The 19,321-nt window shown below is 72.1% G+C and carries 18 protein-coding genes; 5 read left to right on the top strand and 13 right to left on the bottom strand.

Annotated elements, in window-relative coordinates:
• Positions 1 to 49 precede the first annotated feature (49 nt).
• From AC07DW_RS18130 to AC07DW_RS18140, 3 genes are read left to right on the top strand one after another with little or no spacing between them, the layout of a single operon-like run.
• Positions 50 to 856, top strand: coding sequence for an alpha/beta fold hydrolase (locus AC07DW_RS18130; protein WP_478858642.1), 807 nt, complete (start codon positions 50 to 52; stop codon positions 854 to 856).
• Positions 853 to 2,139, top strand: a complete 1,287-nt coding sequence (locus AC07DW_RS18135) for a PP2C family protein-serine/threonine phosphatase (protein ID WP_478858643.1) — start codon at positions 853 to 855, stop codon at positions 2,137 to 2,139. Before AC07DW_RS18130 ends, AC07DW_RS18135 begins: the two co-directional genes overlap by 4 nt.
• Complete coding sequence (locus AC07DW_RS18140) at positions 2,133 to 2,468, top strand: STAS domain-containing protein (protein WP_478858644.1); 336 nt, start codon at positions 2,133 to 2,135, stop codon at positions 2,466 to 2,468. The genes AC07DW_RS18135 and AC07DW_RS18140 overlap by 7 nt, the downstream gene beginning before the upstream one ends.
• A 45-nt stretch (positions 2,469 to 2,513) precedes the next feature.
• Here the strand turns inward: AC07DW_RS18140 and cimA are convergent, their stop codons facing one another.
• The 12 genes from cimA to AC07DW_RS18200 form a co-directional block, all read right to left on the bottom strand.
• Positions 2,514 to 4,154, bottom strand: coding sequence for a citramalate synthase (gene cimA, locus AC07DW_RS18145; RefSeq protein WP_478858645.1), 1,641 nt, complete (start codon positions 4,152 to 4,154; stop codon positions 2,514 to 2,516).
• A 279-nt stretch (positions 4,155 to 4,433) separates the two neighbouring features.
• A complete protein-coding gene (locus tag AC07DW_RS18150) occupies positions 4,434 to 5,018 on the bottom strand; it encodes a TetR/AcrR family transcriptional regulator (RefSeq protein ID WP_478858714.1) in 585 nt (194 codons plus the stop codon).
• Between the two features lie 204 nt (positions 5,019 to 5,222).
• Positions 5,223 to 6,242: an agmatine deiminase family protein gene (locus AC07DW_RS18155; RefSeq protein ID WP_478858646.1), complete on the bottom strand. Its 1,020-nt coding sequence runs from the start codon at positions 6,240 to 6,242 to the stop codon at positions 5,223 to 5,225.
• A gap of 13 nt (positions 6,243 to 6,255) precedes the next feature.
• Positions 6,256 to 7,977, bottom strand: coding sequence for an urease subunit alpha (locus AC07DW_RS18160; protein ID WP_478858647.1), 1,722 nt, complete (start codon positions 7,975 to 7,977; stop codon positions 6,256 to 6,258).
• Entirely contained in the window at positions 7,974 to 8,681 is a 708-nt protein-coding gene (gene ureA, locus AC07DW_RS18165; protein ID WP_478858648.1) for an urease subunit gamma, read from the bottom strand. Before ureA ends, AC07DW_RS18160 begins: the two co-directional genes overlap by 4 nt.
• Positions 8,682 to 8,956: 275 nt before the next feature.
• A complete protein-coding gene (locus AC07DW_RS18170) occupies positions 8,957 to 10,048 on the bottom strand; it encodes a branched-chain amino acid aminotransferase (protein ID WP_478858649.1) in 1,092 nt (363 codons plus the stop codon).
• A 239-nt stretch (positions 10,049 to 10,287) separates the two neighbouring features.
• Positions 10,288 to 11,331 (bottom strand): 3-isopropylmalate dehydrogenase, encoded by a 1,044-nt coding sequence (locus AC07DW_RS18175; protein ID WP_478858650.1) that lies wholly within the window; start codon positions 11,329 to 11,331, stop codon positions 10,288 to 10,290.
• Positions 11,332 to 11,394: 63 nt separating this feature from the next.
• The gene (locus AC07DW_RS18180) at positions 11,395 to 11,538 is read right to left on the bottom strand and encodes a hypothetical protein (protein WP_478858651.1); all 144 of its coding nucleotides are present in this window, start codon (positions 11,536 to 11,538) and stop codon (positions 11,395 to 11,397) included.
• Between the two features lie 240 nt (positions 11,539 to 11,778).
• Positions 11,779 to 12,324: a GNAT family N-acetyltransferase gene (locus AC07DW_RS18185; protein ID WP_478858652.1), complete on the bottom strand. Its 546-nt coding sequence runs from the start codon at positions 12,322 to 12,324 to the stop codon at positions 11,779 to 11,781.
• Positions 12,325 to 12,403: 79 nt separating this feature from the next.
• Positions 12,404 to 12,805 carry a hypothetical protein gene (locus AC07DW_RS18190; protein ID WP_478858653.1) on the bottom strand — a complete coding sequence of 134 codons (402 nt, stop codon included), beginning with the start codon at positions 12,803 to 12,805 and terminating at the stop codon, positions 12,404 to 12,406.
• A gap of 122 nt (positions 12,806 to 12,927) precedes the next feature.
• A complete protein-coding gene (gene pruA / locus AC07DW_RS18195) occupies positions 12,928 to 14,559 on the bottom strand; it encodes an L-glutamate gamma-semialdehyde dehydrogenase (protein ID WP_478858654.1) in 1,632 nt (543 codons plus the stop codon).
• A gap of 16 nt (positions 14,560 to 14,575) precedes the next feature.
• Entirely contained in the window at positions 14,576 to 15,502 is a 927-nt protein-coding gene (locus AC07DW_RS18200) for a proline dehydrogenase family protein (RefSeq protein ID WP_478858655.1), read from the bottom strand.
• Positions 15,503 to 15,675: 173 nt separating this feature from the next.
• Between AC07DW_RS18200 and AC07DW_RS18205 the strand changes: the two genes are divergently transcribed.
• Positions 15,676 to 17,040 carry a PucR family transcriptional regulator gene (locus tag AC07DW_RS18205; RefSeq protein ID WP_478858656.1) on the top strand — a complete coding sequence of 455 codons (1,365 nt, stop codon included), beginning with the start codon at positions 15,676 to 15,678 and terminating at the stop codon, positions 17,038 to 17,040.
• On the top strand, positions 17,037 to 17,360 hold the full coding sequence (locus AC07DW_RS18210) for a hypothetical protein (protein WP_478858657.1): 324 nt from the start codon (positions 17,037 to 17,039) through the stop codon (positions 17,358 to 17,360). Before AC07DW_RS18205 ends, AC07DW_RS18210 begins: the two co-directional genes overlap by 4 nt.
• Before the next feature lie 45 nt (positions 17,361 to 17,405).
• Here the strand turns inward: AC07DW_RS18210 and serA are convergent, their stop codons facing one another.
• Positions 17,406 to 19,007 carry a phosphoglycerate dehydrogenase gene (serA, locus tag AC07DW_RS18215; RefSeq protein ID WP_478858658.1) on the bottom strand — a complete coding sequence of 534 codons (1,602 nt, stop codon included), beginning with the start codon at positions 19,005 to 19,007 and terminating at the stop codon, positions 17,406 to 17,408.
• Positions 19,008 to 19,321: the final 314 nt, after the last annotated feature.

Consider the following 19,321-nt stretch of genomic DNA (forward strand, 5'->3'; position numbering starts at 1 on the left):
GCATAACAGTACGGAAGAATGGAACCGAGCTCAATGGGAGGATGCTCGGATGGACATCCGTCGTAGGAACAACGTTTCGGTCATCGGCCGCCAGGAGGGCCCGGCTCTCGTCCTCGCCCACGGGTTCGGCTGCGACCAGAACCTGTGGCGGCTGGTGGCGCCCGCGCTGGCCGAGAACCACCGTGTGGTGCTGTTCGACTACGTGGGCGCGGGCGGGTCGGACCTGACCGCGTGGGACGCCGGACGGTACTCCTCCCTCGACGGGTACGCCGAGGACGTCCTCGACGTCTGCCGCGAGCTCGACCTGCGCGACGCGGTGTTCGTCGGCCACTCCGTGAGCGCGATGGCCGGGGTGATGGCCGCGGCGAAGGAACCCGAGCGGATCGGCAAGCTGGTGCTGCTGACCCCGTCCCCCCGCTACATCGACGACGAGGGCTACCGGGGCGGGTTCAGCAAGGAGGACATCGACGAACTGCTGGAGTCCCTGGACGCGAACTACCTCGGCTGGTCGGGAGCGATGGCCCCCCTGATCATGGGCAACCCCGACCGCCCGGAGCTGGGCGAGGAGCTCACCAACGCCTTCTGCCGCACCGATCCGGCCATCGCCCGGGTCTTCGCCCGCACCACGTTCCTGAGCGACAGCAGGGACGACCTGGCCAAGGTGTCCGTGCCGACGCTGGTCGTGGAATGCGCCCAGGACGTGATCGCGCCGCGCGAGGTGGGCGCCTACGTGCACGCCGCCATCCCCGGCAGCCGCCTGGTCACCCTGGACGCCACGGGGCACTGCCCGCAGCTCAGCGCGCCGGAGGCGACCGTGGAGGCGATCACCGCCTTCCTCCTGGACGGCGAGCGATGAGCCCGGAGGAACCGGACCCGCCCCCAGCGACGTCCGACGCCCTCGAGCAGCAGGCGGCCGCGTTCGCCCCGCTGCTGGAGGACTCCGCCGAGGACCTGTACGAGAACGCGCCGTGCGGCTACCTGTCGACCCTGATGAACGGCACACTCGCCAAGGTCAACGGCACCCTGCTGTCCTGGCTCGGTTACCGCCGTGAGGAGCTGATCGGCCGCAGGCGCTTCGCCGACCTGCTGACGATCGGCGGCAAGCTCTACCACGAGACCCACTTCGCCCCGCTGCTGCAGATGCAGGGCGAGGTTCACGGGATCGCCATGGAGCTGAAGGCCGCGGACGGCGCCCGGCTCCCCGTCCTGGTCACCTCCGTCGTCAAGACGGACGCCGACGGTGAGCCCCTGCTGATCCGCACCACCGTGACGGATGCCCGCGACCGCCGCGCCTACGAGCAGGAGCTCCTCCGGGCCCGCCGCACCGCGGAGGAGGCGCAGCGGGAGGCGGAGCGCAGCCGTGCGCACCTGCACGAGGTGGTGGCCGTCCTCCAGCGCAGCCTGCTGCCGCCCTCGCTCCCCCTCGTCCCCGGTCTGGAGAGCGCCGCCCACTACCACACGGCCTCCCCCGACCACCTGGGCGGCGACTTCTACGACCTGTTCTCGCTGGGCGACGGGCGCTGGGCCTTCTGCCTGGGCGACGTGTGCGGCAAGGGGCCCGAAGCCGCCGCCGTCACCTCGCTGGCCCGCTACACCCTGCGCGCCGCGGCCATGAACGACGCCGATCCCGAGGCCGTGCTGCAGACCCTCAACTCGGTCCTGTACGAGCGGTACGCCGGGGACGACCCGCGCTACCTCACGGTCGTCCTCGGGATCCTGGAGGCCCCGGACCCGGACGGCGCCGGGTTCGGCATCACCCTCGCGGGCGGCGGGCACCCGCCGGCCCTGCGGCTGCGGGACGACGGCACCGCCGACTACGTCCACACGCCGGGTGGCGTCCTCATCGGCATCCTGCCCCGGCCGCCCCTCGCGGTGGTACGCACCCGGCTGGAGCCCGGGGACACGCTGGTGCTGTACACCGACGGCCTGACCGAGGCCCGCACCCCCACCGGACGGTACGGTGACGAGCGGCTCCTCGCTCACGCCGCGGAACTGGCACCCTCGGGCGCGGAAACCACGGTCAAGGCACTGACGGATCTGCTGGAGAGCTTCGGCACCGGCCTCGACGACGACACCGCCATACTCGCCCTGGGCGTCCCCGCCCGCGCTCACGAGAACCCGACATCCTCACCATGCTGAAGACCTCGACACGGCACACCCCGACCGGTCCGGTGCTGGACGTCCAGGGAGACCTGGACTTCCATACGGTCACCGAGTTCCGCAAGACGCTGGAGGGCCTCTCCCTGCTGCCCGGCCAGCGGCTGGTCCTGCACCTGGCCGGCCTCCGGTTCTGCGACTCCAGCGGTATCACCGCCTTCCTGGTCGCCCGCAACCTCGCCGCGACGGCGGGGGCGGACGTCGCCCTGGCCGGGGTGCCGGAGGTCACCCTCCGCGTGCTGCGCATCGTGGGGCTCGACCAGGTGTTCGCCATCGAGCCGGCGGAGCGGGTCGGGGCGGACAGCGCCTGACCCGGCCCCGCCGCACTCCGGCGCCGCCCCTGAGCCCGGCGCGGCCTACTCGGCCGGGTCGACGCCCGCGCGCAGGAGCCCGTAGGTGTACGCGTCCTCCAGGGCCTGCCACGACGCGGCGATGACGTTCTCCCCCACGCCGACCGTCGCCCACTCGCCCTCGCCGTCGGTCGTGGTGATCAGGACCCGGGTCGTGGACTGCGTGCCGTGCTTGCCCTCCAGGATGCGGACCTTGTAGTCCACCAGCTCCAGCTTCGCGAGCTGGGGGTAGATCCGTTCGAGGCCGGCGCGCATCGCGAGGTCGAGGGCGTTGACGGGGCCGTTGCCCTCGGCGGTCGCGACGATCCGCTCCCCCTTGGCCCACAGCTTGACGGTGGCCTCGTTGGCGTGGGTGCCGTCGGGGCGGTCCTCGACGATGGCGCGCCACGACTCGGTGCGGAAGTATCGGCGGGCGCGGCCCTCGACCTCGGCGCGCAGCAGCAGCTCGAAGGAGGCGTCGGCGGCCTCGTACGTGTAGCCCTTGAGCTCCCGCTCCTTGACGCGCTCGACGACCCGGGAGACCAGGGCGCGGTCGCCGCCGAGGTCGACGCCCAGTTCCTTGCCCTTGAGCTCGATGGAGGCGCGGCCGGCCATGTCGGAGACGAGCATCCGCATGGTGTTGCCGACCCGCTCGGGGTCGATGTGCTGGTACAGGTCGGGGTCGACCTTGATGGCGGAGGCGTGCAGGCCGGCCTTGTGGGCGAAGGCGGAGACACCGACGTACGGCTGGTGGGTGGAGGGGGTCAGGTTGACCACCTCGGCGATGGCGTGCGAGATGCGCGTCATCTCCTTCAGCGCCCCGTCGGGGAGCACCTTCTTGCCGTACTTCAGTTCCAGGGCCGCGACGACCGGGAAGAGGTTGGCGTTGCCGACGCGCTCGCCGTAGCCGTTGGCGGTGCACTGGACGTGGGTGGCGCCCGCGTCGACGGCGGCGAGGGTGTTGGCGACGGCGCAGCCGGTGTCGTCCTGGGCGTGGATGCCGAGGCGGGCCCCGGTGTCGGCGAGGACGGTGGAGACGACGGCCTGGATCTGGGCGGGGAGCATGCCGCCGTTGGTGTCGCACAGGATGACGACGTCGGCGCCGGCCTCGGCGGCGGCGCGGACGACGGCCTTGGCGTACTCCGGGTTGGCCCGGTAGCCGTCGAAGAAGTGCTCGCAGTCGACGAAGACGCGCCGGCCCTGCTCGCGCAGGTGGGCCACGGTGTCGCGGACCATGGCGATGTTCTCGTCGAGCGTGGTGCGCAGCGCCAGCTCGACGTGCCGGTCGTGCGACTTGGCGACCAGCGTGATGACCGGCGCGCCGGAGTCGAGGAGCGCCTTGACCTGCGGGTCCTCGGCGGCGGTGGCGCCGGCGCGGCGGGTGGAGCCGAAGGCGACGAGCTGCGCGTTGCGGAAGTGGATCTCCTGCTGGGCGCGGGCGAAGAACTCGGTGTCGCGCGGGTTGGCCCCGGGCCAGCCGCCCTCGATGAAGCCGACGCCGAAGTCGTCGAGGTGCCGGGCGATGGTCAGCTTGTCGGCGACGGTCAGGTTGATGCCCTCGCGCTGGGCCCCGTCGCGCAGCGTCGTGTCGAAGACGTGGAAGCTGTCGTCGACGGCGGCGTCGCTCGCGCCGGCGACGGTATGAAGACTGTCGGTCTCCGTGGTCATGACTGTGTTGGCTCCTGTCGGACGGTGCTCCGGAAGGCTGGCTCCACCTGCCCCCATTCTCGCGCGCCGCCGTCGCCGGCCCTGGTGGGGCCGGAAAACGAAAAGACCCCTCGCGGGTGCGAGAGGTCTGCGCGCGGGTCTGAGACACGGTGTCCACTGCCGCGGGGTTCTGCCGCGATTCAGTGGTCACTGCGGACCGGCGCGCTGCTGCCCATAATCATCGTGGTAGCAAGCACGCCCGAAGTCTGCCACAGCCGCGGGCGCCGGTGGACCCGGGTCTCACGATGCGGTCGGTCCCCCGTCGGGGCCCCCGGGCGCCAGGGTGTCGTCGATGAACTCCCGTACGTGGGTGAGCACCGCCGCGCGGCCCGTGCGCGGTATACCGACCGCCACGTGGACGCTGAAGCCGTCGAGCAGGGCGCGCAGGCGGGCGGCGAAGCGGTCGGGGTCCACGGCGCGCAGTTCGCCCCGCGAGATGCCCTCGGCGAGGAGGGCGACGAGGTCGCGGTGCCAGGCGCCCTCGATGGCGGCCTGCCGGGCGCGGGCGTCGTCGGCGGCGTTCGGCGAGCGGTTCCAGACCTCCAGCCAGAGCGTCCAGTGCGGGTCCCGCGGCCCGTCGGGCACGTACAGGTCGACGTACGCGTCCAGCCGTCGCCGTACCGGCGCGGGGCGGGACAGCAGCGCGCCGCGCTCGGCGCCGAGCCGCCCCTCGCTCCACTCCAGGGTCTGCAGCAGCAGTTCGTCCTTGGTGCGGAAGTAGTAGAGGAGGTGGCCGCTGCTCATCCCGACCTCGCGGCCGAGCCCCGCCATGGTCAGCCCGTCGAGCCCGCGCTCGGCGATGGTGGCCATGGCGGCGGCGAGCAGCTCTTCCCTGGGCGGCGCGCTGTTGCGCCGCCGGGCGGCCGGTGTCGTGCGGGGTTCGTTCACTCGTACGTTGTACCTGATCCTTCCCGGTCCCCGGTCAGGGTCCAGCGGTCCTCGGCAGGCCGCTCGCGCGAATCCGCGGCCCGGGGCGGGCGGGGGTGGCCACGGGCGCGAGGCCGAGATGGCCGCCCCCCCGCCGACCGGTCATCCGGCCTTGGGCTGCTGCTGGGTGATGCAGTGGATGCCGCCGCCGCCGGCGAAGATCGCGCGGGCGTCGACCAGCGTGACCGTGCGGTCGGGGAAGAGGCGGCGGAAGATGCCCGCGGCGATCTCGTCGCGCGGGTCGTCGAAGGCGCAGAGCACCACGCCGCCGTTGCAGAGGTAGTGGTTGATGTAGGAGTAGTCGACCCATTCGCCGTCCTCCTGGAGGACCGTGGGGGCCGGGATCTCGACGACCTCCAGCCGGCGGCCCCTGGCGTCGGTCTGCTTGCGCAGCAGGTCGACGTTGGCCTTGCACAGCTCGTGGTCGGGGTGGGACGGGTCGGGCTGGGTGTGGGCGACCACGACGCCCGGGCGGGCGAAGGCGGCGACGATGTCGACGTGGCCGCGCGTGCCGTACATGCCGTAGTCGCCGGTCAGGCCGCGGGGCAGCCAGATCGCCTTGGTGGTGCCGAGCTTGGCGTGGATCTCGGCCTCGACCTGCTCGCGCGTCCACTCCGGGTTGCGCTCGGGGCCGAGCTGGACGGTGTCGGTGAGCAGGACCGTGCCCTCGCCGTCGACGTGGATGGCGCCGCCCTCGTTGACCAGGGGGCTGCTGTGCACGGGTACGCCCGCGAGGTCCGCGACATGGCGGGCGATCTTGGAGTCGTGCTCCCAGCGCGCCCAGTCCGCCGCGCCCCAGCCGTTGAACACCCAGTCCACGGCGGCCAGCCGTTCGCCGTCGGTGACGAAGGTCGGGCCGATGTCCCGCATCCAGGCGTCGTCCAGGTCGCGTTCGGCCAGGTCGATGTCCGGGCCGAGCAGCTCACGGGCGGACTCCTGGTCGCCGGGGGCGTGGACCACGGTCACCGGCTCGAAGCGGCGTACGGCGCGGGCGACCGACGCCCACGCCTCGCGGGCCTCGCGCAGTTCGTCGTCGTTGGTGAAGGTCGGGTTCGGGCCCGGCCAGGCCATCCAGGTGCGCTCGTGCGGGGCCCATTCGGCGGGCATGCGGAAGGTCGTCATGGCGTGGGTGTCCTCAGAGGAAGTAGAGGCGGTTGAGGGAGACGGAGTCGGCCGGGTCGGAGCGGACCGGGTCGCCGTCGAGGGTGACGAGGCCGGTGCGGCCGTCGACCGCGACCTGGCCGATGCGGGAGTTGAGGAGCAGGTCCCGGGGGCCGATGCCGCGGGTGCCGCGCACGGCGACCCGGCGGCGGCGGGTGGGCATCAGGTCGTTGCCGGTCTGGGCGGCGGCGCCGGAGACGAACGCCACGGAGATGTCGGCGGCCGTCGCGCCGAACGCCCCGAACTGCGGGCCGAGGACGAGCGGTTCGCAGGTGTCGGTGGCGGCGTTCGGGTCACCCACGACCCCGTACGCGGGAAAGCCCGACTTGAGGACGAGCTGCGGCTTGGCGCCGAAGAACTCGGGCCGCCAGAGCACGATGTCGGCGAGCTTGCCGGCCTCGATCGAGCCGATCTCGTGCGCGAGGCCGTGAGCGATCGCCGGGTTGATGGTGAGCTTGGCCATGTAGCGCAGGACGCGCGCGTTGTCGTCGCCGTCCCCGTCGCCTTCCAGGGGGCCGAGCTCGGCCTTCATCTTCCCGGCCATGGCGAAGGTCCGGCGTACGGTCTCGCCGGCCCTTCCCATGCCCTGCGCGTCCGACGACGTGATACCGATCGCGCCGAGGTCGTGCAGGACGTCCTCCGCGCCCATCGTCCCGGCCCTGATCCGGTCGCGGGCCATGGCCGCGTCGCCGGGCAGGTCGGTCTTCAGGTCGTGTACGGAGACGATCATCCCGTAGTGCTCGTCGACCGCGTCCCGCCCGAAGGGGAGGGTGGGGTTGGTGGAGGAGCCGATGACGTTGGGCACGCCCGCCATCTTCAGCACGTTCGGTACGTGTCCGCCGCCGCAGCCCTCGATGTGGAAGGCGTGGATGGTGCGGCCCTCCAGCACCTTGAGGGTGTCCTCCACCGAGAGGCACTCGTTCAGGCCGTCGCTGTGGAGGGCGACCTGGACGTCGTACTCCTCGGCGACGCGCAGCGCGGTGTCGAGGGCGCGGGTGTGGGCGCCCATGTCCTCGTGCACCTTGAACCCGGACGCGCCGCCCTCGGCGAGCGCCTCGATGAGCGGTGCCTCGTGGGAGGACGAGCCGCGGCCCAGGAAGCCGATGTTGACCGGCCAGGCGTCGAAGGCGTTGAAGGCGTGGCGCAGCGCCCAGGGGGAGTTGACGCCGACGCCCCACACCGGGCCGAACTCCTGGCCGATGATCGTGGTGACGCCGGAGGCGAGGGAGGCCTCCATGATGCGCGGGGACAGCAGGTGGACGTGGGTGTCGACCGCTCCGGCGGTGGCGATGAGGCCCTCGCCGGAGACGATGCTGGTCCCGGTGCCGACGACGACGTCGACGCCGTCGAGGGTGTCGGGGTTGCCGGCCCGGCCGATGGCGTGGATGCGGCCCTCGCGGATGCCGATGGACACCTTGCGGATGCCCTGGACGGCGTCGATGACCAAAACGTTGCTGATGACCACGTCGCAGGTCTGGCGGACGGCGGCGGCCTTGAGGTGCAGTCCGTCGCGGGCGGTCTTGCCGAAGCCGGCGAGGAACTCGTCGCCGGGTTTCTGGGAGTCGGACTCGACGCGGACGGTGAGGCCCGAGTCGCCGAGGCGGACGCGGTCGCCCGCGCGCGGGCCGTGGGTGGCGGCGTACTCGTACGGGGTGAGACGGCGCGCTTCGGCGGGGTGGCCTCCGGGGCGGCTCATCGCTCGGTCTCCTGCTCCATGGTGTCCGGTACGCCGAGGTATCCGCAGGCGGCGGCGCGGCGCAGTGCTTCCTCGCGGGCGCCCGGCGCGTCCAGTGGACCGTCGACGAGGCCGGCGAAGCCGATCGCGATCCGGTCGCCGCCGATCGGCACCAGGCCGACCTCCTCGCTGTCGCCCGGGCCGAACCGCACGGATGATCCGGCGGGAACGGCGAGCCTCATGCCGTAGGCCCGGGCCCGATCGAAGTGGAGCCGGGGGTTGGCCTCGAAGAAGTGGAAGTGCGAGGTCACGGAGACCGGCACGCCCGCGGTGTTGGTGACCCGCAGCCGTGCCACGGGCTCGGGTTCGGTGTGCGCCGGCCCCGGGAGCAGGGCGCCCGGGGCGCCGTCCGCCAGGCCGGGGCCGCCGATGGGGTCGCCGACCACGGCGAGCCGGGAGCCGTCGTCGAAGACGGCCTCCACGTGGACCTCGGTCACGACGTCCGCGACGCCCGGCAGGACGTCGTCGGGGCCGAGGACCGAGCGGGCCAGCTCGATCGCCTCGGCGAGCCGCCGCCCGTCGCGGGCCGCCTCGCAGACGGTGTCCGCGATGAGGGCGGTCGCCTCGGGGACATTGAGCTTCAGGCCACGGGCCCGGCGGGCCCGGGCGAGCTCGGCGGCGCCGAAGATCAGCAGCCGGTCGCGCTCCGTGGGGGTCAGTCGCACGTCACCACACCTCCTGTTTGAGCAACACTCTAACCACAAGTGATGCAGGAAGGAACCAGCAACAGAGCCATCGGGTCAATGCCGTATTGAGCGTCACTCTAAGCGGCCTCGTTTCACTGCGCGGAGCCGGGAAAGCGCCCCTGCCCAGGCAACCGCGCGCGGTCGACACGATCCCCGAAGCGCGACGCCCCCCGGCGCGGCGGAACGCGGAACGCCCGCGCCCCCCGGTGGGGGCGCGGGCGTTCTCGTACGTACCGGTACGCGTGCCTCGCGGATCAGCCGACCTTGTGGGTCCAGCCGTGCGGGTCGTCCGCCGCGCCGGTCTGGATGTCCAGCAGCGTCCTGCGGAGCTTCAGCGTGACCTCGCCCGGCTCGCCGCCCGACTGGGTCCACTCACCGCTCGCCGACTTGACCCGGCCGACCGGGGTGATCACCGCGGCCGTACCGCAGGCGAAGACCTCCTTGAGCGTGCCGTTCTCGGTGTCGGTCCGCCACTGGTCGATGGAGACGCGGCCCTCCACCGCCTCGAAGCCGAGGTCGGCGGCGAGCCGGAGGAGCGAGTCACGGGTGATGCCGGCCAGCAGGGAGCCGGTGAGCTCCGGAGTGACGATCCGGCCGTCGTACACGAAGTACAGGTTCATGCCGCCGAGCTCCTCGACCCACTTGTGCTCGACCGCGTCGAGGTACGCGACCTGGTCGCAGCCCTTGGCGGCGGCCTCGGCCTGGGCGAGCAGCGACGCGGCGTAGTTGCCGCCGGTCTTGGCGAAGCCGATGCCGCCGGGGACGGCCCGGACGCGGTCCTCGGACAGCCAGATCGAGACGGGCTTCACGCCGCCGGGGAAGTACGCGCCGGCCGGCGAGGCGATGACGATGAACAGGTACTCGTTGGCCGGGCGGACGCCCAGCCCGACCTCATTGGCGATCATGAAGGGGCGCAGGTAGAGCGACTCCTCACCGCCGTGCGGCGGCACCCACGCCTGATCCTGCTGGACCAGCGCGTCGCACGCGGCGACGAACGTCTCGACGGGCAGCTCCGGCATGGCCAGGCGCTTGGCGGAGATCTGGAACCGCTCGGCGTTGGCCTCGGGCCGGAACAGCGAGATCGAGCCGTCGGGGCGGCGGTAGGCCTTCAGTCCCTCGAAGATCTCCTGCGCGTAGTGCAGGGTCATGTTCGCCGGGTCGATCGAGAGCGGCGCGTACGGCGTCAGCTGGGCGTCGTGCCAGCCGCGCCCCTCCGTCCACTTGATCGTCACCATGTGATCGGTGAAGTGGCGGCCGAAACCGGGGTTGGCCAGGATCGCCTCGCGCTCCGCGTCGGACAGCGGGTTCGAGGAGGGCTTGAGCTCGATCGTGGGCGTCGTCGTCATGAGTGCTGTGTCCTTCACCGTTGTGTGTGACGGACCGCGCTCACGCCGCTACTGCTGCTAGGACGTCCGAGCTTTCCCGCATGCCGCGGCCCCGCGTTCGATTATCGCTCGCGTGGCCCGTGCAAGGAAACGGCTGGAGTGCGGTCCAGGGTTGATGGTGGCACCCGGGGCCGCACAGGAGAAGCCGCCGGGTCCGTGTGCGACCCGGCGGCTGTGTCTGGTGATCCTCAGTCGGCGGGTCAGTTCGCTACGCGTACCGCGAGCGCGTCGCCGATCTCGTCCGTCGTACGCGGCGCCGAGGCGTCGCGTTCCGCGAGGTCGGCGGCGACCGCCTCCTCGATGCGGACGGCCTCGGCCTCGTGGCCGAGGTGACGCAGGAGCAGCGCGACCGAGAGGACCGTCGCGGTGGGGTCGGCCTTGCCCTGGCCCGCGATGTCGGGCGCGGAGCCGTGGACGGGCTCGAACATCGACGGGAACTCGCCCGTCGGGTTGATGTTGCCGGAGGCCGCCAGGCCGATTCCGCCGGTCACGGCAGCGGCGAGGTCGGTCAGGATGTCGCCGAAAAGGTTGTCGGTGACGATGACGTCGAAGCGCTCGGGCTGGGTGACGAAGAAGATCGTCGCTGCGTCGACGTGCAGGTAGTCGGTGGTGACCTCGGGGTACTCCTGGCCGACCTTGTCGAAGATGTTCTTCCACAGGTGGCCGGCGTAGACCAGGACGTTGTTCTTGTGCACCAGCGTCAGCTTCTTGCGCGGGCGGGCGTCGGCCCGCTCGTACGCGTCCCGCACGACCCGCTCGACGCCGTACGCCGTGTTGACGCTGACCTCGGTGGCGACCTCGGCCGGGGTGCCGGTGCGCAGGGAGCCGCCGTTGCCCGTGTACGGGCCCTCGGTGCCCTCCCGGACGACGACGAAGTCGATGTCGGGACGGCCGGCCAGCGGCGTGGCGGTGTTCGGGAACAGCTTCGACGGACGCAGGTTGACGTAGTGGTCGAAGGCGAAGCGCAGCTTGAGCAGCAGCCCCCGCTCCAGGACGCCGGACGGGACGGAGGGGTCGCCGATCGCACCGAGCAGGATGGCGTCGTGGGACTTGAGGGATTCCAGCTCCGCGTCGGGGAGGGTCTCCCCGGTGCGGTGCCAGCGCTGGGCGCCGAGGTCGTACTCCTTGGTCTCCAGCTTCACATCCTGCGGGAGGACGGAGCGAAGGACCTTCAGGCCCTGGGCCACGACCTCCTGGCCGATGCCGTCACCGGGAACCACTGCGAGATTGATGCTGCGAGACATGTCGGCACCCTACTCCCCCGTCCCAGAGCCTGACATGAGCGTTCCAGGATGTGGACGGTCCGGTCAGTTGGCGTGGTGGCCCGTGGCCCCGCCGTTGTCCCGCCGGTCCAGGGCCCTCTGCAGGGCGGCGGCGGCGTTGCGGCGCTCGGTGTCGGAGGGGCGGGGTGCGGCGTGGCGGACGCGGCGAACGGCGGTCTCAGCGGCCATGACGATCGACTCCTTGAGATCAGAATGATTCGAGGCGCCGGAAGGGGCGGGGAGCGCGGCCGCAGGGGTTGCCTGCCGGGGGCACGGCGCTCTCGTCCGCCGTTCGCTTGATGGAGCGAGACGTTCGGCTCCTACAAAGCTAAGCCGTCACGGAGCGTCTGTCTCCACAATTACTCGGACTTCCTACTATTTGAGACGGGCGCCGGTGGAGCGGGGGTCGAGCCGGGGCGCCCGCCAGGCCTACAGCACGTCGCCGTCGCGCCAGTCGAAGAGCAGCGGGCCCGCGTCGGCGGCGGGCAGCGGCCGGCCGGCCGACGGGTGCAGGTACGTCGAGTCCTCCTCGTCCGGCAGGTGTGCCACCCCGTCCGGGCCGTACGTCTCGACGCGGCCGTTCCACAGCTGCCAGCCGCGTGCCCGGTACAGCTCGGCGCCCTCGTCGGACGCCGACAGCGCGCCGAACGCGTAGGCCCCGTCGACGACCTCCTCCAGCGCCGCCATCACCCGGCCGCCCAGTCCCTGGCGGCGGCGGTCGGCGCGGACGGCGACCGCCTCCACGTAACCGATCCGGTACGACCGTCCCGCGTGCGCCACCCGGCGCATGATCACGCTGCCGTGCGCGGCGACGCCGTGCTCGTCCCGCACGTACGCGTGGACGCCGCCGAGGCCGTGGTCCCAGTCCTGGTCGCCGAAGTCACCGTCGAACGCGGTGTCCAGCATCGCCCGTATCCCGGAGAGGGTGGCGGGGGACAGCTCGTAGGTATGAGCCGTGTGGAAGGAGTCGGTCATACCGTCCACTCTTCCAGCGGCTGCGGGGCGGGCGGTGGAGAACCGGCCACCACCACCCGCCCCGCACCGTTCGCCATGGTCAGAGCCGACCGCCGGTCAGCCGGGACAGCGGGCCGCGCCGGCGCAGACCGGCCCGGCGGCCGAGGGCGTACGAGGACGCCACCACGGTCGCCACACCGGCGCCCGCACCCGCGGCGATCGCCTTGCGGGCCTTCACCAGCGTCCAGGCCACCCCCGCCCTGCCGGCCGCCGTGCTGACGGCCGACTGCACCGACTTGGCCGCGGACCTGGCCTTCTCCGTGGTCGCCCCGCCGATCCCGGCGAGCGTCTCCTTGCCCCCGCGTGCGGACTGCGACGCGGACTTCGCGGCATCCTGCGCCGTGTTCCGCGCGCCCTTGGCGGTGTCCTCGGCCCGGTCCTTGGTCGCCGTGCCGGCCCGCGATGCGGTCTTGGTCGTCGAAGTCTTGTTGGTCTCAGTCATGCTGTGCGGATAACCGCTCAGCGTCCCCGCAAACTGACGGCCGTTCACCAGCCGCCGCGTACAGCGAACCGCCCCCGCCCGGCGTGGGGGGCCGGACGGGGGCGGTGTTCGCGGGGCGGAGGTCAGCCCATGTGCGGGTACGTGTAGTCGGTCGGCGGCACCAGCGTCTCCTTGATGGCACGGGTCAGCGTCCAGCGCATGAGGTTCTGCGGGGCGCCCGCCTTGTCGTTCGTACCGGAGGCGCGGCCGCCGCCGAAGGGCTGCTGGCCGACGACGGCGCCGGTCGACTTGTCGTTGATGTAGAAGTTGCCCGCGGCGTACCGCAGCTTGTCCATGGTGTACGCGGCGGCGGCACGGTCACCGGCGATGACCGAACCGGTCAGCGCGTACGCCGAGACCGACTCCATCTGCTCCAGCATCGCGTCGTACTGCTCGTCCTCGTAGACGTACACCGCGAGGATCGGGCCGAAGTACTCGGTGGTGAAGACCTCGTTGGCCGGGTCCGTGCACTCGATGACGGTCGGGCGGACGAACCAGCCGATCGAGTCGTCGTACGTGCCGCCGGCGACGATCGTGCAGGACGGGTCGGCCTTGGCACGGTCGATGGCGGCCTTGTTCTTGGCGAAGGAACGCTCGTCGATGACGGCGCCGATGAAGTTCGTCAGGTCGGTGACGTCACCCATCCGGATGCCGTCGACCTCGGCCGCGAACTCCTCCTTGAAACCGGAGTTCCAGATCGAGGCCGGGATGTACGCGCGCGAGGACGCCGAGCACTTCTGGCCCTGGTACTCGAAGGAGCCGCGGGTCAGCGCGGTCTTCAGGATGGCGCGGTCGGCGCTCGGGTGCGCGACGACGAAGTCCTTGCCGCCCGTCTCGCCGACGATGCGCGGGTAGCCGCGGTACTTCTCGATGTTGTTGCCGACCGTCTTCCACAGGTGCTGGAAGGTCTTGGTCGAGCCGGTGAAGTGGATGCCCGCGAGCTCCGGGTGGTTCAGCGCCACCTCGGAGACGGCGATGCCGTCGCCCGTCACCAGGTTGATGACGCCCTTGGGCAGTCCGGCCTCCTCCAGCAGCTGCATGAGCAGCACGGCGGCGTGGGTCTGCGTCGGGGACGGCTTCCAGACCACCACGTTGCCCATCAGGGCGGGGGCGGTGGGGAGGTTGCCCGCGATGGCGGTGAAGTTGAAGGGCGTGATCGCGTAGACGAAGCCCTCCAGCGGGCGGTGGTCGAGGCGGTTCCACACACCCGGGGCGTTGGCCGGCGGCTGCTCGGCGAGCAGGTCGCGGGCGTACTTGACGTTGAAGCGCCAGAAGTCGACGAGCTCGCACGGGGTGTCGATCTCGGCCTGCTGGACGGTCTTCGACTGGCCGAGCATGGTCGAGGCGGCCATGGTCTCGCGCCACGGGCCGGCCAGCAGCTCGGCGGCGCGCAGGATGATCGCCGCGCGGTCGTCGAAGGACATCGCGCGCCAGGCCGGGGCCGCGGCGAGGGCGGCGTCGATGGCGTCCTGGGCGTCCGCCTGCGTGGCGCCCGCGAAGGTGCCGATGACCTTGGCGTGGTTGTGCGGCTGCACGACGTCCACGCGCTCACCGCCGCCCATCCGCTTGACGCCGCCGATGGTCATCGGGAGCTCGATGGGGTTCTCGGCCAGCTCCTTGAGCTTGGCCTCGAGGCGGGCGCGCTCGGCCGAGCCGGGGGCGTAGGTGCGGACCGGCTCGTTGACGGGAGCGGGGACCTGGGTCACAGCGTCCATGAGTTCCGTAACTCCTTCAGTTCTTGGTGATCATCGAGCGGACGAAGAACAGCAGGTTGGCCGGCTTCTCCGCGAGGCGGCGCATGAAGTACCCGTACCAGTCGGTTCCGTACGCGGTGTAGACGCGCATCCGGTGCCCCTCGGCGGCGAGCCGCACGTGCTCGTCGCTGCGGATCCCGTACAGCATCTGGAACTCGTACTCGTCCAGTTTGCGCCCGGCACGGCGCGCGAGCTCCTGGGTGACGGCGATGAGCCGCGGGTCGTGCGACCCGATCATCGGGTAGCCGTCGCCCTCCATGAGGATCTTGAGGATCCGGACGTACGCCTTGTCGATCTCCGCCTTGTCCTGGTACGCGACGGAGGCCGGCTCCTTGTAGGCGCCCTTCACGATCCGGACGCGGCTGCCGTTCGCGGCGAGGCGGCGGGCGTCGTCCTCGGTGCGGAAGAGGTACGCCTGGATGACGCAGCCGGTCTGCGGAAAGTCCTTCCGCAGCTCCTCGTGGATGGCGAACATCGAGTCGAGGGTGGTGTGGTCCTCCGCGTCCAGGGTGACCGTGGTGCCGATCGCGGCGGCGGCCTCGACGACCGGGCGGACGTTGGCGAGGGCCAGCTCGTGGCCGCCGTCCAGCGCCTGGCCGAACATCGAGAGCTTGACCGACATCTCGGCCCGGGTGCCGAGGTCCAGGCCCTTGAGGTGCTCGATGAGCTCCAGGTAGGCGTCACGCGCGGCGAACGCCTGCTCGCGCGTGGTGATGTCCTCGCCCACCACGTCCAGGGTGACCTCCAGGCCCCTGGCCGTCGTCTCCCGGACGATGGGGACGACCTGCTCGACCGTCTCACCGGCGATGAACCGGGCGACGACCTGCTTGGTGCCCGGCGCGGCAGAGACGAAGCGGCGCATCTTGTCGCTGCGCGACGCGGCGAGGATCACGGGACCCAGCACGGGGCACCTCCACGGAACACGGATCGAAGGGGGGCCAAAACGGAACAGTCCGTATCGGCACGGAGAACCACCGTGAAACCTAAGGATCGCTCCGATGCCCGGCCATCGACAGCTGTCACGCATCCGTGCCCCGCGTCTCATACAGATGTCTGAGCGAGTGGCAGAATGTCCGGGTGAAGGCCGATTACCAGGACCTGGTCGACGAGATCTCGGCGCTGCTGGGCGCCCCCGCGACGCTGGAGAACCGTGACTTCGGGCTGATCGCCTTCGGCGCGCACGACAGCGACGACGACACCGCCATGGACCCGGTGCGCACGCGCTCCATCCTGACCAGGAAGTCCTCCCCCGCCGTGCGGGCCTGGTTCGAGGGCTTCGGCATCACCCGGGCGACCGGCCCGGTCCGCATTCCCGCCGCCCCGGACGCCGGCGTCCTGCGCGGCCGCGTCTGCCTGCCGGTACGCCACCGGGGCATCGTGCTCGGGTACGTGTGGCTGCTGGACGCCGACCCGGGCCCCTCGTCCGACCGGCTGGCGGCGGCCATGGAGGTGGCCGAGCGGATCGGCGCCCTGCTGGCGGACGAGGAGCGGGCCGACGCGGACCTCTCGCGCGAGCTGCGGGCGGTGCTGACGGCCGAGCGGGGCTGGCAGTACGACATGGCCCTCGCCGCCCTGCGCACGGCACTCGGCCGCGACGCCGAGGGGCTGCACGCCCTGCTCTGCGTCGCCCCGTGGCCGGGCCCCGGCACGCCCTCGATCCGGACGGCGCCCGGCGTCGCGGCCCTGTGCACGGTGCCGTGGCCGGGGCGGACGGCGCGGGGACCGCAGCCGGACGGGGCCGGCGCGGGCGGGCCGGACGCGGGCGGGGCGGGCGCTGTGGCGGCGGGCGGGCACGGGCCGGCCGGGCACACCGCGGGCCGCCGGGACGCCGCCGCGGCCGGGGGCGCCGCCCAGGGGCTCGTCTCGCACGGCCTCGCCGCTCTGGTGCGGCTGCGCTCGGCCGACTCCCCCGCCCCGGCGCTCACGGCGGCCACGCGCCTGCGGGACGCGGCGGGCGGCGCCCCCTCCGGGATACCGTCCGGCGCCGCCACGCCCACGGCCGCGTGGGCGGCACGTGGCGGCGGCCCCGCGGGCGCCGTCGTCGGGATGGCCGACCCACGGCGGGGGGTGGCCGACCTCGCCGAGGCGTGGCGGGAGGCGACGTCCGCGGCGCGGGCCGCCCTGGCCCAGCCACGGCTCGGGTCGCCGGCCCCGTGGGCGGCGATCGGCCCGTACCGCCTGCTGACCGCGCTGCCTCCGGCCCCGCCGCACGACCGGGCGGTGCGCGCGCTGCTCGCGCCCGCGCACATGGAACTGGCCCGCACCGCCGAGGCGTTCCTCGACAACGCGGGCCAGGCGGGCCGCACGGCGGCGGCCCTCGGCATCCACCGCCAGACCCTCTACTACCGCCTTTCGCGCGTCGAAAACCTCACCGGCCTGGATCTCGACGAGGGCGAGGACCGCCTCCTGCTGCACATGGCCCTCAAGGCGGCCCGCCTGTGAGGCACCCCGTCACCGTGCGGTGTGCCCTGCCCGAGGGATTCACCCTCCCGAGTGGCGGCGATGGGCCGTTCGCCCACCGCCTCCGGCTCGACGAAGGGCGTGGCTTCGCGCCGAGGACGTCGGTACGGACCCCGCGTGACACCCCTGTCCGGCTGATCGAACGGGACGGGGAGCTCAACCATCCGCTCGGCTCCGCGCTCGGCCTCCGGGGCCGGACCTACCGGCTGGACGCCTTCACGGTCGCGTACCGCCCCGTCGGGCCGGACGTCCTCCTGGACGGACCGGCCCGCACCACGGACGAGACCGGCCCGGTGCGCTGAGGCACCGGGCCGGTCTCGGCTCGCTCGGCTCGCTCGGACGAACCGTCAGGTGAGGTTCACCGAGCGGGCGGAGGTCGCGCCGATCTCCTCGGCGACCTCCGTCAGCACGGGCTGCGGGACCGTGTCGTCGACGGTGAGGACCGCGAGCGCCTCGCCGCCCTCCGCGGCACGGGCGACCTGCATGCCCGCGATGTTCAGGCCGGCCTCGCCGAGGACGCGGCCGACGGTGCCGACGACACCGGGACGGTCCTCGTACCGCAGGACGACCATGTGGTCGGCGAGCGCCAGGTCCACGTCGTAGTCACCGACGGCGACGATCTTCTGGAGGTGCTTGGGGCCGGCCAGCGTGCCGGACACCGCCACCTCCTCACCGCCCGAGAGCGTGCCGCGCACGGTGACCACGTTGCGGTGGTCGGGGGACTCGCTCGACGTCGTCAGCCGGACCTCGACACCGCGCTCCTGCGCGAACAGCGGCGCGTTGACGTAGCTCACCGTCTCGTCGACGACGTCCTCGAACACGCCCTTCAGCGCGGACAGTTCCAGCACCTTGACGTCGTGCTGGGTGATCTCGCCGTACACCTCGACGTCGAGCCGGACCGCGACCTCGCCGGCCAGCGCGGTGAAGATCCGGCCGAGGCGCTCGGCGAGCGGCAGCCCCGGCTTGACGTCCTCGGCGATGACACCGCCCTGGACGTTGACCGCGTCCGGGACCAGCTCACCGGCGAGCGCGAGGCGCACCGAACGGGCGACCGCGATGCCGGCCTTCTCCTGCGCCTCGTCCGTGGACGCGCCCAGGTGCGGGGTGCAGACGACCTGGTCGAGCTCGAACAGCGGGGAGTCCGTGCAGGGCTCCTTCGCGTACACGTCCAGGCCCGCGCCGGCGACCCGGCCCTCCTTGAGCGCCGAGTACAGCGCCTCCTCGTCGACGATCCCGCCACGCGCCGCGTTGACGATGCGGACGGCCGGCTTGACCTTGTGCAGCGCCTCGTCGCCGATCAGGCCGAGCGTCTCGGGGGTCTTCGGCAGGTGGACGGTGATGAAGTCGGAGACCTCCAGCAGCTCGTCCAGGGTCAGCAGCTTGACGCCCATCTGGGCGGCGCGGGCCGGCTGCACGTAGGGGTCGTACGCGACGATCTTCATGCCGAAGGCCGACATGCGCTGGGCGACCAGGACGCCGATGCGGCCGAGGCCGACCACGCCGAGGGTCTTCTCGCTCAGCTCGACGCCCGTGTACTTGCTCCGCTTCCACTCGCCGTTCTTGAGGGCGGTGTTGGCCTGGGGGATGTTGCGCGCGGTGGCGACCAGCAGACCGCAGGCCAGCTCGGCGGCGGTGACGATGTTGGACGTCGGGGCGTTGACGACCATCACACCGGCCTTGGTGGCGGCGGAGACGTCGACGTTGTCCAGGCCCACGCCCGCGCGGGCGACGACCTTGAGTTTGGTGGCGGCGGCGATGGCCTCGGCGTCGACCTTGGTGGCGGAGCGCACCAGGATGGCGTCCACGTCGGCGATCGCGGGCAGCAGTTCGGCTCGGTCGGCGCCGTTGCAGTGCCGGATCTCGAAGTCGGGGCCGAGCGCGTCCACCGTGGCGGGCGACAGCTCTTCAGCGATCAGTACTACCGGCTTCTTGGGGGGATGCGAGCTCACGTGGGTCCTCACAAGTCCTGTGCGGACGGCCGTCCCGACGGCCGCAGGCGGTGGAGGGGGCTTGCCGCGTGGAAGACGCACGACGCTGTGGGCCTGACGCGTATGTGTTGAGAAGTGTAGTGGTGGCGGGTGACATCTTTTCCGCCGTGGCGGAAGGATCACCCGTGAGTGGTTGGACAGTCGGTCCAATGCGGACGGGGGGGGGGGGGGAGGGGGGGGGGGGGGGGAGGGGGGGGGGGGGGGAGGGGGGGAGGGGGTGGGGAGGTGATCGAGTGCAGCATGGCCGGCCCGTTGTAGTGCAGCGGTACGACGAG

This window comes from Streptomyces sp. NPDC045701 (assembly GCF_056432045.1).

What these genes read in the sequence shown, in the direction of transcription:
- AC07DW_RS18140 (WP_478858644.1), top strand. Translation starts at nt 2,133, where the DNA reads ATGCTGAAGACCTCGACACGGCACACCCCGACCGGTCCGGTGCTGGAC.
- AC07DW_RS18170 (WP_478858649.1), bottom strand. Translation starts at nt 10,048, where the DNA reads ATGACGACGACGCCCACGATCGAGCTCAAGCCCTCCTCGAACCCGCTG.
- AC07DW_RS18160 (WP_478858647.1), bottom strand. Translation starts at nt 7,977, where the DNA reads ATGAGCCGCCCCGGAGGCCACCCCGCCGAAGCGCGCCGTCTCACCCCG.
- AC07DW_RS18185 (WP_478858652.1), bottom strand. Translation starts at nt 12,324, where the DNA reads ATGACCGACTCCTTCCACACGGCTCATACCTACGAGCTGTCCCCCGCC.
- AC07DW_RS18190 (WP_478858653.1), bottom strand. Translation starts at nt 12,805, where the DNA reads ATGACTGAGACCAACAAGACTTCGACGACCAAGACCGCATCGCGGGCC.
- pruA (WP_478858654.1), bottom strand. Translation starts at nt 14,559, where the DNA reads ATGGACGCTGTGACCCAGGTCCCCGCTCCCGTCAACGAGCCGGTCCGC.
- AC07DW_RS18180 (WP_478858651.1), bottom strand. Translation starts at nt 11,538, where the DNA reads ATGGCCGCTGAGACCGCCGTTCGCCGCGTCCGCCACGCCGCACCCCGC.
- AC07DW_RS18135 (WP_478858643.1), top strand. Translation starts at nt 853, where the DNA reads ATGAGCCCGGAGGAACCGGACCCGCCCCCAGCGACGTCCGACGCCCTC.
- AC07DW_RS18155 (WP_478858646.1), bottom strand. Translation starts at nt 6,242, where the DNA reads ATGACGACCTTCCGCATGCCCGCCGAATGGGCCCCGCACGAGCGCACC.
- AC07DW_RS18130 (WP_478858642.1), top strand. Translation starts at nt 50, where the DNA reads ATGGACATCCGTCGTAGGAACAACGTTTCGGTCATCGGCCGCCAGGAG.
- AC07DW_RS18175 (WP_478858650.1), bottom strand. Translation starts at nt 11,331, where the DNA reads ATGTCTCGCAGCATCAATCTCGCAGTGGTTCCCGGTGACGGCATCGGC.
- cimA (WP_478858645.1), bottom strand. Translation starts at nt 4,154, where the DNA reads ATGACCACGGAGACCGACAGTCTTCATACCGTCGCCGGCGCGAGCGAC.